Here is a 15,716-nt window from a genome sequence, read left to right on the forward strand (position 1 = left end):
TGATGAGAAAGTGTTTGGCAAGTAATTTGAAGATGAACTCAGAGAATGATAATTTGTGCAAGCAATTATCACGGTAGTTACCGTTATCAACTATAGTTATGCAATTTAGCATAATACCAGAGACTTATTGCGTAGAAAATAAGTGAATTTGGGTGGTAACACGAGACATCGTCCCTTATAAAAGCAAAATCGCTTTTATAGGGGACGTTTTATTTGGAGGAATAAATCATATGACAGAACAAACAACGCCACTATTATCACAATTACTAACGTCGTGGATTACCGGTGAACAATCTGAAGAGTTTGCTTTGGCGAACTTATCAAATGCAGCCGCTATTTTATTTGAAAATTTGGATGCGGTTAATTGGGCCGGCTTTTACTTGTTTAATCAAGCAAAGGATGAATTAATTTTAGGACCTTTCTTGGGTAAGCCAGCGGTTGTTCGGATTAAGCCAGGTAATGGCGTTGTTGGCCAATCGTTTTCAAATGAAGAGACCATGGTTGTTGCTGATGTGCACCAACATGCAGGTCACATTGCTTGTGATGCTGCTTCAAATGCAGAAATTGTTGTGCCATTGACGCGTGATAATGGTGAAAAAGTTGGCGTTATCGACATTGATTCAACCAGAATTAATCGTTTTTCAGAGCAAGATAAAGACGATTTAGAACATTTTGCACAAACTTTATTAGCTTACATTTAATGAAAATCTGCGATAATACAATTAGTGAATCTTGGTAAAGGATGGTAAAAATTAATGAGTGAAATCAAACAATATGATGTCGCAATTATTGGTGCTGGTCCAGCCGGATTAGCAGCTGCCCACCAACTACATGATGCGGGCAAGCATGTCGTGATTATTGAAAAGTACTTGTGGGGTGGTACTTGCCCAAATTATGGTTGTGATCCTAAAAAGATTTTAGTGGGTGCTGTTGAAGCAAAGGAACATGCTGAATTTCTAAATGAAAAGGGAATTGATGGTCAGGTTAACATTAATTGGCCTGATTTAATGGCCTATAAAAATCAATATACAAGTGGTATCTCACAAGGGACTGAACAATCATTGACCACAAGTGGTATTGACCATTTGGCCGGTCAAGCAAGCTTTATTGATGAACAAAATGCGCTTGTGACGGCGCCTAATCAAGACGACGTGCAAGTGTATGCCAATGATTGGATTGTAGCAGTTGGTCAAAGACCTGCTGCATTATCATTTACTGGTGCTGAACTAACCATTGATTCAGAACAATTTTTGAGTTTGCCAGAATTGCCTGATGAGATTTTGATTATTGGTGGCGGTTTTGTCGCAATTGAATTAGCAACGATTGCCGCTGCTGCTGGCGTTAATGTTAATTTGGTTATTCGTGGTGACCGATTGTTACGTTCATTTGATGAAACAATGGTTGATTCATTGATGGATCAATTAGATGACCGTGGTATTCATATGTATTTTGGTACCGAAGTAACGGAATTGGTTACGGTAGACCAACATTATGAAGCAACGTTGAGCTTTGGTAATACATTAGCAGCTGATTTGGTTGTCCGTGCGGCTGGTCGTGTGGGAAACCATGATACATTAGCATTGGACAAAGCAAATGTGCAATTTAATGACAAGGGTATTTTGGTTGATCGCCAATTACGGACTAGTAATCCCCATGTTTATGCGGTAGGAGATATTGCGGGTTCACCAGTCCCAAAGATTACACCGTTAGCTTCATACGAATCACGTCATGTTGTTGAAGAAATCTTAACGGGCGACGACCGACCAATTACGTACCCAGCAATCCCAGTGGTTGTTTATGGTACGCCAAAATTAGCTCGGGTTGGTGTGGCAACTGAAACGGCTGAACAACAAGGCTATAAAGTTAATGATATTGATATGACAAGTTGGTATACGGCATATCGTCAAGGTGACCCAGCTGCGCGAATTAGAGTAGCTCTTAATGAAGCTGGTCAGCTAGTTGGAGCAACTGTGATGAGCAGTCATGCTGATGAATTAATTAATTATTTGACTAATGCGATTAATCAAGGATTAACACAAGCAGGTGTTGAACAACAACTATTTGCTTATCCTTCAGTCGCATCAGATTTACCTTATTTTTTCTAAAAATAAAATCCATTAAAGAATGGTTATCATATAGTTTGGGTTGTTTTGACGATTTGCGGTCGTTAAATCGTGAAGTGGCAAACAGTGTTACATTGAGAATCCAGTCTTTGAGAGCACGCTTAGATGCACAATGTAAAATGGTTGTTAGTTAAAAAAGGTGGTTGGAACATGTTAAGTGTTCCAACCACCTTTTTGTATATTATTAAATTGTTGCTTGATGTTTAGCATTAACATGATTCAACATAATAATTGAAATTAAGGCGAATACGATAAATACTGCACCACCAATACCGACACTGTTCAATCCTAAGTTAGCAACGACAACGCCACCAACTGCTGAACCTAGTGAAATACCTAGATTAGAGAAGATGGAATTCAATGATGATGCAAGTACCAATGATTGTGGATAATCACGTTCGGCAACGCCCATAATGTGTAGTTGCAAAGGTGAATTGATTAAGTACATAAAGACACCAACTAGCATGATATCTAATAGTCCAAAGATTTTACTGTGTAACATTAATGGCATGGCACAGAAGATAACAAACTCTATAGTGTAAAGCGTTGGCATGGCTTTTAAACCTTTATAATCAGCGATTTTACCACTAGCTTGGTTACTAATTAATGACATCACACCATAAAGTGTTAGTAGCAACGTAATCCAAGCTGGATCGAATGACAATGACTTTGACAAGAGTGGACGTAAGTATGTGTAGAATACATAAACACCAGCTAAACTACATGTTTGTAAAATAACACCTAGATAAATACGAGGATCTTTGAATAAAGTAAATTGTTGTAGAATATTACCTTGCTTTTCTTGCATTAGATTGTGTGGCAAAGTCTTAATGATTAAGAAAATCGTGATTAGACTAATAATTGTGATTGTAATAAATGTTAAGCGCCATCCAAATGTAGTACTAATCCAAGTTCCCAATGGAACACCGAATACTGAGGCAACACTGAAACCGGAAAAAATCCAACTGACTAGCCAAGCCCTTTTTTCCATTGGTGCGATAACAGTCGCAAAAGTCATTGATAATGAGACTAATGAACCAGACACAATCGCCACGATAATTCTTGAAATAACCAAAATCGTATAGTTAGGCGAAAAGATGGTTAAGGCGTTACCAAACGTAAATATGACAATTAACACCAGCACCGCGTGATATAGATTGTTTTTTAACATTGACGTGATAACTGGCGTACTAATTGCATAGACTAAAGCGAAAATGGTAACTAGATAACCTGCTGTTGCCACGCTCACTGAAAATTCCTTGGCTAGATCGTCCAGAATTCCAATAATGATGAACTCACTAAAGCCCAAAACGAATGATATTAAAATAAGGACGAAACTTTGAATTTTAAATTCTTTCACATGCAGCCTCCTAACTACTGTAATGACCCATAAAAAACCTACTCTGCCTAAATTAAAGGAATCTGCCCTCGCTTGTCAATGCTTTTTAATAATAAGTAGTTAATTGATACCAAATAGTAAACTTTTGGTTATGTTCTCTGGTGATTCATTCCAAGATAAGATGTGATATTTATGTAAATTATGTGCATGATTTGGCGAATTTTGCATATAGTTGTTTTCAAAAGTTATAATCTCTGCTATATTAAATTACGTAATAATTAAAACGTAATCACTATCGGTATAATTGTTGGAGAATGGCCAACGAGTTCCTACCTGTCTCCCAAGAGACGGACTACCGATAGTGTTTTGATATTTGAGTGCATCCATTCTGCATGCTTTTTGCGTGTGTTGGATGCTTTTTTTATTGCCAAATTTCTATTAGGGATAGTGGTTACGTAGTATCTAAATTGGAGGATAGTTTAGTTATGGAGTCGAACACATCGATGTCGACAGGACGTTTTAGCAAGTTACGTAATCTTATATTGGGATTGCAACACGTTTTGGCAATGTATTCCGGTGGTATTTTAGTACCATTGTTGATTGGTGCCGCATTACATTTCAATGCGCAACAAATGGCTTATTTGATTTCTGCTGATATTTTTATGACAGCTATCGGAACATTATTTCAACTGAAAGGTACGCGATACACTGGTATTGCAATGCCTGTCGTCATTGGTTCGGCGGTGCAAACCGTTTCGCCGTTAATTAATATTGGTAGCACACTTGGTATTGGTGCCATGTATGGTGCTACTATTGCAGCCGGTATTTTTGTATTTTTGATTAGTGGTTTATTTGCACGTTTGCGTGCATATTTCCCACCAGTTGTAACGGGTTCATTAATTACAGTTATTGGTTTTACGCTTATTCCAGTTGGTTTCCAAAACTGGGGTGGTGGTGATGTAGATGCCAAAAGTTTTGGTAGTTTAACTAATCTATCAATTGGACTTGTAACGATTATCATCATTTTATTGTTTAACTTGTTTGCAAAAGGATTTATGAAATCAATTGCGATTTTGTTAGGAATTGTTCTTGGAACTGTTTTTGCTGGCTTGTTAGGCGAAGTATCATTGCAACCGGTTGCTGACGCTTCTTGGTTCCATATGCCAAAGCCATTCTTCTTAGCTACGCCAACGTTCCATTGGTCAGCAATGATTACCATGATGATTGTGGCCTTAACCTCAATGATGGAATCAACGGGTGTTTATTTTGCGCTAGCTGACTTAACGGGTCGTAAATTGACCAACGAAGATATGGCCAAGGGATACCGTGCTGAAGGACTAGCCGTTATCCTATCAGGTATTTTCAATACTTTCCCTTATTCAACATTTTCACAAAATGTGGGAGTCGTACGTCTATCAGGTGTTAAAACGAAGCAACCAATTTATTACGCCGTTTTGATTTTGTTGTTGATTGGTTTGCTACCAAAGTTTGGTGCTTTAGCAACCATCATTCCATCATCTGTTTTGGGTGGTGCAATGATTGTGTTGTTTGGTACAATCGGAGTACAAGGAATTACAATTCTAAAGCAAGTTGATTTTAATGCAGAGCGTAATTTGATGATTGCGGGTATTTCAATTGGTGCCGCGATTGGTGTGACGGTTTATCCACAAATCTTCCAACACCTACCAGAACTTGTAAAGCTAGTGATTGAAAATTCAGTTGTTGTAACGTCAGTACTAGCTGTTGTGTTAAATATTGTGCTACCAGGTCGTGAGAAAGAGGTAATGTAGACAACATGAAAATTTTAGAAGATCGTATTAAAAAAGATGGTCGTGTCTTAGGTGAAGATGTTTTGAAAGTTGATAACTTTTTAAATCATCAAGTTGATCCAAAGTTGATGCAAGATATGGGTGATGAGTTTGCCCAATTATTTGCCGATGAAAAAATCGACAAGGTGTTGACGGTTGAATCATCTGGAATTGCGCCAGCTGTCTTTGCAGCTTTGTCTTTGAATGTGCCATTAGTCTTTGCACGTAAGAAGAAGTCAATTACGCTATCATCTGAATCATATGTTGCTGATGTTTACTCATTCACGAAACAAGAGACAAACCATGTGATGATCGATAAGCGTTTCTTACATGAAGGTGAACGCGTATTGATTATTGATGATTTCTTAGCTAATGGACAAGCTGTTACTGGTTTGATGGAAATTGCTAATGCCGCTCAAGCTGAAGTTGTTGGTGTTGGTATTGTGATTGAAAAGACATTCCAAAAGGGTCGTGCCATGTTAGATGAACAAGGTGTTCATGTTGAATCATTAGCACGTATTGCTGCTTTTGAAGATGGACAAGTTGTTTTTGCTGATTAATATAAGAGAAGAGCGTGAGCAAAAGCGGGTTGAACCTGGAGTATAACGTTGTTGACGCCAATTATGGCCGGAGCAACGCGCAGGACATGATTGGTGCCAATGACTTTATATTGAGGGTTCAGCTTTTGTGAACGCGTTTAAGAAGACCGAGACATTTTAATGTCTCGGTCTCTTTTTATAAATAAACATATTATTCCTATTTACTTTTATAAATAATGAGTATAAAATGAAATCGTTTTCTATAAAATAATAAAACGTGCACAACATTGCATGTTAAGGGAGATAATATGGGATTTTTAAAGGGATTTGATCATATTGGTGTGCCAACACAAAATTTTGAGAAGAGCATACCAGCTTATGAATCACTCGGTTTTACGTTTATCAATGAAGAAGATGAAAATGGTCACCGCGTGGGCTTTTTCCAATTAAATGATTTATTACTTGAAGTGTATGAAGGTGAATCAACTTCTGAATTTGGAACGATTAATCACATTGCCATTGCAACTGATGACATCGAAGGGGCTTTTAAATTTATTGATGAATCTGAATTTGAATTGATTGATCATGAGATTGTGTCATTACCATTCTGGGATTATGGTATTCGCTACTTTAAGTTCTTTGGTCCAAACAAGGAAATCTTGGAAGTTTGCCAAAAAAATAAAGCTTAATAACTAGACTACAAAGTTGATGAGATACGGCAACTTTGTAGTCTTTTTTTGTTAAATTAAGGGAATTTAAGATAGAATAATGAGTATAAGAATTATGATAAACGCGCGATGAAAAGGGGAGAAAAATGAAATTAGGATTTATTGGTACTGGTGTAATGGGTACTGGTATTATTAATAACTTGCTAAAGGCTGATTATGAAGTTTTTGTTTATAATCGCACGAAAGCCCATGCGCAATCAGTGATTGATAACGGGGCCGTATGGTTAGATTCACCACGTGAAATTGCTGAAACAGCTGATGTTGTGATGACGATGGTTGGTTACCCTAAGGATGTTGCCGAACAATATTATGGTGACAAGGGGATTTTCGCTGGTGCACATGCAGGTCAAATCGTAATGGATATGACTACTTCGACACCAACTTTGGCGGAAGAGCTAACAAACGCTGGTGAAAAGATTGGTGTGACGGTTCTGGATGCACCTGTCTCTGGTGGCGATACTGGAGCTAAGAATGGTACCCTAACTGTTATGGTTGGTGGTGGCGCTGCACAAAATTGGTCAATGGATAATTATGGACCACGTGTGTTGTCAGATGACTATGAACCAGGATTCTATGTAAAACATTATATTAAGGATTTGCGCATCGCATTGGATGAGGCTGAAAAGATGTCTGTACCAGTACCAATGACTAAGATGGCAGAAGAATTTTATACAAAACTAGCAGATGAAAAGCAATTAGCAGATGCTGGTATCCAAGCTATTGTACGTTTATGGACCCAGTTTGCTTAATAATGCTTGAAAGGCGTAACAAATGAATTTTTTTATTAATGCAACGATGCCTGACCATAAATCGGGGATTGAGCATGCTGAATTAAAGCGGTTGGATTTATTTAATAAACACGAAGAGCCTGTAAAAGTGGTGTTATGTGATTGGGACCCAAATGGGCATGTGACGGCAAATCAAGCCGGTATTTCAGATGAACAGATTATTAATTTGTTTGATTATTTTCAAGAAACAATGCAAGTAATTGCTAAAAAAGTTCAGGTGCAAGATGTTGAATATGGCGTTTTAAATCCTATATATACAGATGATCCTGATAATGAACGATACTTGGTTACGGCGAATGGCCAATTAGTTGCACGTGTTAATTATAATGAGGCACTTGATATGCAAGTGAAATCAGTTGAGTGGTTTGATGGTTTTAATAATTTATATTGCGTGGAACATTATGATTCACGTGGCTTTGTCTCATTAAAACAGTGGTATACGGCTGATAATAAAATTGGTACGGAAGCGTGGGTGACACCAAGTGGTCGAACGGTTATTGAAGCTTTTCATAAACAAACAATGGCAGGTGAGATGCATAAAACTGGTTGGCGTTTAACTAACCGTCAGCATAAAGTGTATCAATTTGATACGCGGAATGAATTAATAACATACTTTTTAAATTGCTTGAATGAAGATTTTTGGTCAATTGATCGACCTAATGTGTTTATCGTGGATCGTGCTCATTTGGGTGATCAAGGTTTGCTGGAATTGAAGAAACCAGCCTATACGGTCTTTCATTTGCATAATGCACATACTGCGGATGCACAAGATCCGGAGGCACCATTGTTTAATAACAACTATGAATTTGCTTTAAACGCAATTGATGGTTATGATGCCGTGGTATCAGCTACGCATAAACAAACAGCTGATGTCCGCACTCGTTTGCAACCCAAAGCACAGCTATTTACGATTCCAGTCGGAGTTGTGCCGGAAAAATTATTAAATGCGCCACGAGTTCCATTAGCTGATCGTCAATTTGGTAAAATGGTTGTTTTTGCACGAATTGCCTGGGAAAAGCATTTAGATGATTTAGTTCGGGCTATTGGGATTGTGCATCAAGAATTTCCGCAAGTTACGTTGGACTTATATGGTTATCCAGATCCAAGTGATGATTATAAGGCACGGCGTGAAGTTGAGGACGTAATTGCAGCATACAATTTAGGTGATGCGGTTACGTTAAAAGGGTATACGACTGATATTGATGCTGTTCAAAATAATGCGATGATGTATGGGCTGACGTCACGTATGGAAGGTTTTAACTTGGCAATTATGGAGGCTATTTCGCACGGCTTAATTGCTTTTTCATATGATGTCAATTATGGACCAAATGAAATTGTTCAAGATGGTGTTAATGGTGCTGTTGTACCATATGGTGATTATCAAGCGTTAGCTAATGCAATTTTGCAAGTTTTGCGTAATCCTAAGTTAGCAGAGCAATATATAAATGGTGCTTATGAGTCAGCACATCGTTATTCTGAAGCATCAGTATGGCAAGCATGGCAAGCCTTACTAGCAGATGCTCAGGATAGCTGGTCAGCTAAATTAGCTGCTACACCAGGTTATCGGAGGGAACAGTAATCATGTATTATTTCGTAAGTGAAAATATTTTTGCCTATAATTCTGGGACGGAACATGCGCAAGCTAAGCGAGTACAATTTTTTAATCGTGAAGTTGTGCAAGGTAATTTAGATCAAGCTGTTTATGTCACAAGAGATTACAATCGCTTTTTAAACCGTGATGCAACCGTCATGCACTTGAGCACGGACGAAGTGTTGAATATGTATGATTACTTTCAGGGAACGACTAGTATACCGCGAAAGAAACAACATTTGCGTTTACTACCGCAACTGCCACTAGATCAATATCATATTGTTAGTCACGGACCTAATTATTCAACAATTGAAGACGCCGGTCGTGTAATTGGTCGTATTAATGTAATGCCGGCCACAGTTGGTTTGGTCAACGACATTACTTATTATGATCGGGCCGATAATATTACTGCTCGTGAAAATTTTGATTGGCGTGGTTTTAAGTCGTCAGTCGATTATTTCCATCCTGATGGTCAATTAGCCGTACAACAATTTTTGAATTTAGCTGGGGAACCAGTTATTGAAATTACACATATGAAGATCAATGGACAATTGATGCCGACTATGTATAAATTGAAAAATTATTTAGGTCATGATTACCGGTTTAATTCACAAGATCAGCTTTTTTTGTTTTTCCTAAATGAGATTACGCGCCAACAAGACGATGTTACTCTGATTTCAGATCGACGGGGATTGGATCAAGCAGTGGCTGCTGTGCAAGGTACAACTAAAAAGTATGCCTACTTGCATGACATTCATACTGGGGATATTAAGCATCCGGTACGTGGTAAATTATATCCAGCTTATACAAATGTGTTAGAAAATTATGGGCAAGCATTTACCGCAATTCTTGTACCAACAACAGCGCAGCAAAAGGATTTAATGGCACGTTATCCGGACCTTAGGATTAAGGTTGCACCAGACATGGCATTACCATCAGCTGTTTTTGAGCAACCTCACGTATCATTGGAAGAACGGTACCGTCATCAAATGATTTATGTTGGTCGGTTGTCATCTGAAAAAAGACCTGATCAAGCTTTACGTGTGCTAGCGAAAGTGATTAAAAAAATACCTGATGCAACCTTGGTACTATATGGTTATGCAGCTTCGCAAGCAATCATGGACGAGTTGCAGTCTTTGGCAACCAAATTAAAGATTAATGATCATATTACATTTGGTGGTTATGTCACAGGGCAGTCACTTAAGCAAGCCTATGAGCAAGCACAAGTTATTTTACAACCCTCATTGGCTGAAGGATTGGGCATGAATCTTGTTGAAGCTATGAGCTATGGTGTGCCGGCAGTTAGTTACGATGTGCCATATGGTGCCCATGCTTTGATTGACGATGGTGTTAATGGTTATATTGTGCCTGATAGTTCTAGTAACGCGATGGCGCAACAGATTATTAAATTAATGTCACAGGATGACTTATGGACTAAGATGTCTGCGGCAGCCTATGAGAAAGCTAAAATGTTTGCTGACGAAGACATGCAAGCAATTTGGCAACAAGTTTTAAAATAGCATGGCAAACAAAAAGGACAAATTGACGCGACACTGTCAATTTGTCCTTTATTGTATAAGGTAGTGGCGGGAATCGAACCCGTGATGACGGTTTTGCAGACCGTTGCCTTACCACTTGGCGACACTACCATAATTACTACCACGATTACATATTATAGGGGAAATTTGGAAAACTTGCAATTGTCTAAACATGTGTAATTGATAATTAAATTATTTTTTAATAAAATGATATTTAAAAAGATGCATTTATAAGTTTTATAAAAAAATATGTTAATTTATATATTAATATCAAATATTAGTCGTGTAAGGGGTTGCCAAGTGAGCAAAATATCTGTATAATAATTTCTGTTGTTGAGATTACAACAATAATAAAAATGGACGTTTAGCTCAGCTGGGAGAGCACCTGCCTTACAAGCAGGGGGTCACAGGTTCGAGCCCTGTAACGTCCATTGGTCGCATGGTCTAGTTGGTTATGACGTTCGCCTGTCACGCGAAAGATCACGGGTTCGAATCCCGTTGTGACCGTTTATAATGGCGCGGTAGCTCAGTTGGTAGAGCATACGATTGAAGCTCGTAGTGTCGACGGTTCGATTCCGCCCCGCGCCATTTCATAATACATTGTATTGTGAAAATAACCATCTTGTAATAGGGGTATAGTTTAATGGTAGAACAACGGTCTCCAAAACCGTCGGTGGGGGTTCGACTCCCTCTACCCCTGTTTTATGATGATGGCGGTAGTGGTGAAGTGGTTAACACACCGGTTTGTGGTTCCGGCACGCGTGGGTTCGATCCCCACCTACCGCCCTTAAAGTTAGCAATAACTTTTTTATTTTTATATTGATAATAATTGGATATGCCGTTGTGGCGGAATTGGCAGACGCGCTGGACTCAAAATCCAGTTCCCGCAAGGGAGTATGGGTTCGACCCCCATCGACGGCATTGGGTAACCATTGTTAGTAAAGTTCGTATTTAATTATTATTATGCCGTTGTGGCGGAATTGGCAGACGCGCTGGACTCAAAATCCAGTTCTCGCAAGGGAGTATGGGTTCGACCCCCATCGACGGCATTCCTATAAGTCTTGAAATCCTTTATTTAGGGTTTTGAGGCTTTTTCTTTTATGTTAAAAATAAGGATTGAGACACCGTGATCTCAATCCTTAATTTTTTATATATTCCTTTGTAAAGGCAACCACGCAAAAATCTTCTTAAGTTCCCTTTCCCAGAAAACCCATTCGTGACTACCAGGGGATACTTGATAGGTTTCGTTGAGCTGTTGTTCACTCATAAAGTTAGTAAATTCATCATTGGCAACTTTAAGGAAATCATCTTCACCAATCGCACGATACCAATGAATGGCAGCTAAATCTTGATAATCAGCATTTTTAGCGAGCTCTTCAAGATAGTGCTCGGGTAATGCATTACCAAAGACACTTTTAATATCAGGCATAATTGGAATCACGTCATGCAAATCGATGACCGGTGATAGGGCCGCAACGTAGCTAAACCAATCTGGATGACTAAACCCTAGTTTTAAGGCACCAAAACCACCCATGGAATTACCAACAACGAAGTTATCTTCACGTCGACTGCTCAAAGGGAACATGTGGCGCATTTCTGGGATTAATTCTTCGGTTAAATATGTCCAATAAGGTAAACCATATGCTTCATCCATATAAAAACTACGATTGACATTGGGCATGATAATCGCAACTTGGTAATCTAATGCCAAATTTTCGACTGTTGTGCGCGCTGACCAACACGTACCACTTTCACCAAGACCATGTAATAACCAAAGCGTTGCTAATGGTTCTTTTGGTAATGTGTCCGGCAAAATAACCTCAATGTTCATATGTGTTTGCAGAGTATTTGAAAAACGTGTGATTCGTAAATGTGCCATAATTTCCCCCTAATTTAATTGGTTGCTACGTCGTTTTGTGAATAGTAAACAGTTGCTTTAATATTTTGGGGATGATTCCCAAAATCACTCCCGAATAAAGTTAAACCACCATACGTGTCATTATCGATTGGCAGTACGGCCATTTTTAACGTTAAGCGACGCGTGTGACCTAAATCAAGGTCGCTAATTTTAACGTTAGAAATGCTGACACTATCGATTGATGTATCTAGTTCCCCAATGCGAATGTGATTTAGTAAACCATATTGACTGAATTTCTTAGGCCACCAATCGGGTGTATAACGCCCATGAACGTCAGAATAATTTCCTGGTAATTCACTGGCACCAATAAAGGTATCATTTAGCCAAAAGCCAATTTTTGAACGCCAGTTATTGTTGGATAACGGAAATTCACTCGACATTTCAATATCAAATTCCAATAATTCAATTTGACCATTTTCAGGTATTTCATTAGGAATAATATATTCAATACTACCTTCAGTAAACCAAAGTAGTTGTGCTTCTAATCGATGCATACTAAAAAAGACGTTGCTATCATCCATTGGTGTGATTAATTGCGTATTGGTCGCCAACCCACAAGATGGGGCCACGTTATCAATAGCAAAATAATTTCCAATCGGAATATCATAAGTTTTCTTATAGTATTCCGGAAAGATTTTCTGTGGAAAGTTAATTGAAATTTTATCAATATTTATTTTGGGAACATTTTGACGATTGTCAGTTCCTTTTTGAAAACAAATAATATTTGCTTGTTCTAAAATATGCAAATTTTTAGAAACTGCTGCCTTACTAATGTTCATACGTTGTGCTAACTGGGTAGCGGTTATTTTTTCGTGTGAAATAATCTCAATCATTTCTAAACGGACCGGTGAATCTAGTGCCTGATAAATAGGCAAATAGTCCATACTAATATCAATATCCATAGAGCCCCCTCTTTGACATAATAGTTAACCATTTTGTTAACTATCATACGAATTATTTTCAGAGGTGTCAACAATGTTCCCATTATAATTAATAACGACCATATACCGCCATGTCAATGTTGACAGCGCTTACATTGCGGGATGATAATACACATGTTAAGAAGTTAAGGTTAACGTTAATTATTTCATTATGTGCCTAGTTTAAGAGGGGAAAGTTATGAAAAAGTCACATTTTTGGGGAGCAATTGCATCATCAATTGCACTATCATTTGGCTTAACTGGTTGGTTTAGTACCCCAGTTCATGCCGATGACACCAAAGAAATTGTTTTTTGGAATCCGTTTACTGGACCGGATGGTACTAGTATGCAGAAGCTTGTTAATCAATATAACAAGACGAACCCAGAATACAAAGTTAAGAATGTATCACTTACTGAAGCTGATATGTATTCAAAGATTCCAACAATTGTTAATTCTAAGAAAGGAATTCCAGATTTACAGATTGTCCATGTTGAGCGTATTAAGGACTATGTCAATAATGGCTTGTTAGATAATTACAATCCTTATTTGGGTAAGTTCTCTGACATCAACAAAGATAATTATGTTCCAGAAGCTTGGGAAAATGGTGATTATAGAGGTAAGCGCTACGGGATACCACTAGATATTCACACGACGTTTATGTATTACAACAAAGAGTTGGTGAAGAAGTATGCACCACACGCTTTGGATGACAATATCGTCACATTTGATGAGATTAAAGCAGCTGGTGAGAAATCACAAAAAGATGGTATCGCCAGTTTGGGATTAACTTGGTGGAAACCATTATTTCTATCAATGTACGGTCAATTAGGTGGTGAATTAACCAAGAATGGTAAGGATCCTGATTTAAATAATAAAACTTCACGTGAAGTGATTAAGACATATAAAAAGTTACATGATGAAAAAGTTACCACGCAAGACGGTGATGACCCAATGCAATTATTCTTAACAGGTAAAGAAATTTTCCATCCCGAAGGAATTTGGATGAATAACCAAATTAAAGAAGGTGACATTGATTACGGTGTAACAAACTCACCTCAGTTATCATCTGATCCAGATAAGATGGTTAACTGGTCATCAAGTCACCAGTTCGTTTTGTTGAAGCAGCCTAAGCGTGATAAAGCAAAAACAGAAGGAACATTGGCCTTTGTTAACTGGGTTCGCACTCACTCATTAAATTGGGCAAAGTCAGGGCAAAATCCTGCCGCATTGGCCATTACGAAAGATCCACGTTACTTGAAGATGCAACAGTCATTCTTATTGACAGATAAAGTTGAACAAAAGTCACTTAAGATTTTCAACTATCGTTATAACGGATACTTAGCTGACTACTTGGACCGCTACACTTACGATGCGGTATTTGGTAAGACAAGTATTTCACAGTATCTAAATAAGATGCAAAACACGGTGCAAGATGAAGTTGACGCACAGATGGATTAGTAAAAACACTGTGTACAAAAAAGAGGGAGTTAAGTACTAATGGCAGAAGTTTCTTTAAAGCCAACTGAGCAAGTGACAGCAGGTAAAAAAAATAAGCGTAAGCTAACCAAAAGCCATCCTTTGATTTACCTATTGCCACATTTGGCAATTTTTACGATATTTTTCTTCATACCTTTAATTTTTGGTATCTATATTGCGTTTACAAAATGGGATTTAGTTCGGACACCGATATTTGTTGGTTGGGATAATTTTAAAACAATCCTGTTTTCGAATTCGATTTTCCATGATCAACTAACAAGTGGTTTATGGCACACAATTTTGTTCGTACTAATTTCAGTACCATTCTGTGTGTTGGTGCCTTTGTTATTAGCAGTTATGTTAAATACAAAACCTAAGTTTGCTAAGTTCTTCCAAGGACTATTCTATCTACCAAGTCTATTTTCAATCTCAGCGGTTGTTATTGTTTGGTCATTGATTTTCAATCCTAACTACGGTCCGTTAAACACACTATTTAACCTGGATCAGGTTTGGACAGGTACGCAACCATGGGCATGGATTACCATTGTTATTTTGACTGTTTGGTGGACGATTGGTGGAAACATGATTATCTATCAAGCTGCCTTAAATGGTATTCCACAAGATTACTATGAAGCAGCTGATATTGACGGTGCTTCAAATTGGCAGAAATTTATTCACATTACTTTACCAAGTATTCGTGGTCAATTGCTATTTACGATTGTGACAACAACGATTGCCCAGTTCAACATTTATGGACAACCATTAATGTTGACGAACGGTGGTCCTAATGGGTCAACAACAGTGCTAATGATGCACGTGTAACAAAATGCGTTCGGTTCAGGACAATCATTGGCTGGAATTTCTTCAGCAATGTCAGTTATCTTGGGTATCTGCATTACGATTGTGTCAATGGTTCAACTATTTTTGCTAAGAAATAAAGATTGATG

Annotated in this window: 12 protein-coding genes, 8 tRNA genes, 1 pseudogene, 1 riboswitch and 1 other annotated feature (1 of these 23 running past the window's edge); of the genes and pseudogenes, 17 read left to right on the forward strand and 4 right to left on the reverse strand. The window is 38.1% G+C overall.

Annotated features, from left to right (window positions below; genetic code table 11):
* Positions 1-179, forward strand: a binding site (T-box leader) (it extends 56 nt beyond the left edge of the window).
* Between the two features lie 51 nt (positions 180-230).
* Positions 231-701 carry a GAF domain-containing protein gene (locus tag ACSYSF_RS00110; RefSeq protein WP_489867736.1) on the forward strand — a complete coding sequence of 157 codons (471 nt, stop codon included), beginning with the start codon at positions 231-233 and terminating at the stop codon, positions 699-701.
* Between the two features lie 54 nt (positions 702-755).
* Positions 756-2,105, forward strand: coding sequence for a dihydrolipoyl dehydrogenase family protein (locus ACSYSF_RS00115; protein WP_489867737.1), 1,350 nt, complete (start codon positions 756-758; stop codon positions 2,103-2,105).
* A gap of 202 nt (positions 2,106-2,307) precedes the next feature.
* On the opposite strand, the gene ACSYSF_RS00120 is transcribed toward ACSYSF_RS00115, so the two are convergent.
* Complete coding sequence (locus ACSYSF_RS00120) at positions 2,308-3,483, reverse strand: MFS transporter (RefSeq protein WP_489867738.1); 1,176 nt, start codon at positions 3,481-3,483, stop codon at positions 2,308-2,310.
* A 255-nt stretch (positions 3,484-3,738) separates the two neighbouring features.
* A riboswitch (purine riboswitch) is annotated at positions 3,739-3,837 on the forward strand.
* Between the two features lie 128 nt (positions 3,838-3,965).
* Between ACSYSF_RS00120 and ACSYSF_RS00125 the strand changes: the two genes are divergently transcribed.
* From ACSYSF_RS00125 to ACSYSF_RS00150, 6 genes are all read left to right on the forward strand, one after another.
* On the forward strand, positions 3,966-5,252 hold the full coding sequence (locus tag ACSYSF_RS00125; RefSeq protein WP_491737233.1) for a nucleobase:cation symporter-2 family protein: 1,287 nt from the start codon (positions 3,966-3,968) through the stop codon (positions 5,250-5,252).
* Positions 5,253-5,257: 5 nt separating this feature from the next.
* Positions 5,258-5,830 (forward strand): xanthine phosphoribosyltransferase, encoded by a 573-nt coding sequence (locus ACSYSF_RS00130; protein ID WP_489867740.1) that lies wholly within the window; start codon positions 5,258-5,260, stop codon positions 5,828-5,830.
* 287 nt (positions 5,831-6,117) lie between these two features.
* Positions 6,118-6,498, forward strand: a complete 381-nt coding sequence (locus ACSYSF_RS00135; protein ID WP_489867741.1) for a VOC family protein — start codon at positions 6,118-6,120, stop codon at positions 6,496-6,498.
* A 125-nt stretch (positions 6,499-6,623) separates the two neighbouring features.
* On the forward strand, positions 6,624-7,286 hold the full coding sequence (locus tag ACSYSF_RS00140) for an NAD(P)-dependent oxidoreductase (protein ID WP_489867742.1): 663 nt from the start codon (positions 6,624-6,626) through the stop codon (positions 7,284-7,286).
* 22 nt (positions 7,287-7,308) lie between these two features.
* Positions 7,309-8,904, forward strand: a complete 1,596-nt coding sequence (locus tag ACSYSF_RS00145; protein WP_489867743.1) for a glycosyltransferase — start codon at positions 7,309-7,311, stop codon at positions 8,902-8,904.
* A gap of 2 nt (positions 8,905-8,906) precedes the next feature.
* A complete protein-coding gene (locus ACSYSF_RS00150; RefSeq protein WP_489867744.1) occupies positions 8,907-10,436 on the forward strand; it encodes a glycosyltransferase in 1,530 nt (509 codons plus the stop codon).
* A 58-nt stretch (positions 10,437-10,494) separates the two neighbouring features.
* Here the strand turns inward: ACSYSF_RS00150 and ACSYSF_RS00155 are convergent.
* A tRNA-Cys gene (locus tag ACSYSF_RS00155) sits at positions 10,495-10,565 on the reverse strand.
* Between the two features lie 247 nt (positions 10,566-10,812).
* Here ACSYSF_RS00155 and ACSYSF_RS00160 point away from each other — a divergent pair.
* From ACSYSF_RS00160 to ACSYSF_RS00190, 7 genes are all read left to right on the forward strand, one after another.
* Positions 10,813-10,885, forward strand: a tRNA-Val gene (locus ACSYSF_RS00160).
* A 2-nt stretch (positions 10,886-10,887) separates the two neighbouring features.
* Positions 10,888-10,961 (forward strand) — tRNA-Asp (locus tag ACSYSF_RS00165).
* An 8-nt stretch (positions 10,962-10,969) separates the two neighbouring features.
* Positions 10,970-11,042: transfer RNA gene (locus ACSYSF_RS00170), tRNA-Phe, on the forward strand.
* 41 nt (positions 11,043-11,083) lie between these two features.
* Positions 11,084-11,154, forward strand: a tRNA-Trp gene (locus tag ACSYSF_RS00175).
* A 13-nt stretch (positions 11,155-11,167) separates the two neighbouring features.
* A tRNA-His gene (locus ACSYSF_RS00180) sits at positions 11,168-11,240 on the forward strand.
* A 51-nt stretch (positions 11,241-11,291) separates the two neighbouring features.
* Positions 11,292-11,375, forward strand: a tRNA-Leu gene (locus ACSYSF_RS00185).
* A gap of 44 nt (positions 11,376-11,419) precedes the next feature.
* Positions 11,420-11,503: transfer RNA gene (locus ACSYSF_RS00190), tRNA-Leu, on the forward strand.
* A gap of 98 nt (positions 11,504-11,601) precedes the next feature.
* Here ACSYSF_RS00190 and ACSYSF_RS00195 read toward each other — a convergent pair.
* Both ACSYSF_RS00195 and ACSYSF_RS00200 read right to left on the reverse strand, forming a co-directional pair.
* Positions 11,602-12,333: an alpha/beta hydrolase gene (locus ACSYSF_RS00195; RefSeq protein ID WP_489867745.1), complete on the reverse strand. Its 732-nt coding sequence runs from the start codon at positions 12,331-12,333 to the stop codon at positions 11,602-11,604.
* 14 nt (positions 12,334-12,347) lie between these two features.
* Entirely contained in the window at positions 12,348-13,274 is a 927-nt protein-coding gene (locus ACSYSF_RS00200) for an ArsR/SmtB family transcription factor (protein ID WP_489867746.1), read from the reverse strand.
* Between the two features lie 217 nt (positions 13,275-13,491).
* On the opposite strand from ACSYSF_RS00200, the gene ACSYSF_RS00205 reads away from it, so the two are divergent.
* Positions 13,492-14,751, forward strand: a complete 1,260-nt coding sequence (locus ACSYSF_RS00205; RefSeq protein ID WP_489867747.1) for an extracellular solute-binding protein — start codon at positions 13,492-13,494, stop codon at positions 14,749-14,751.
* Between the two features lie 39 nt (positions 14,752-14,790).
* A pseudogene (locus ACSYSF_RS00210) lies at positions 14,791-15,714 on the forward strand (carbohydrate ABC transporter permease).
* Positions 15,715-15,716 lie beyond the last annotated feature (2 nt).

The sequence above is a fragment of the Weissella sp. ESL1139 genome, from assembly GCF_058506735.1.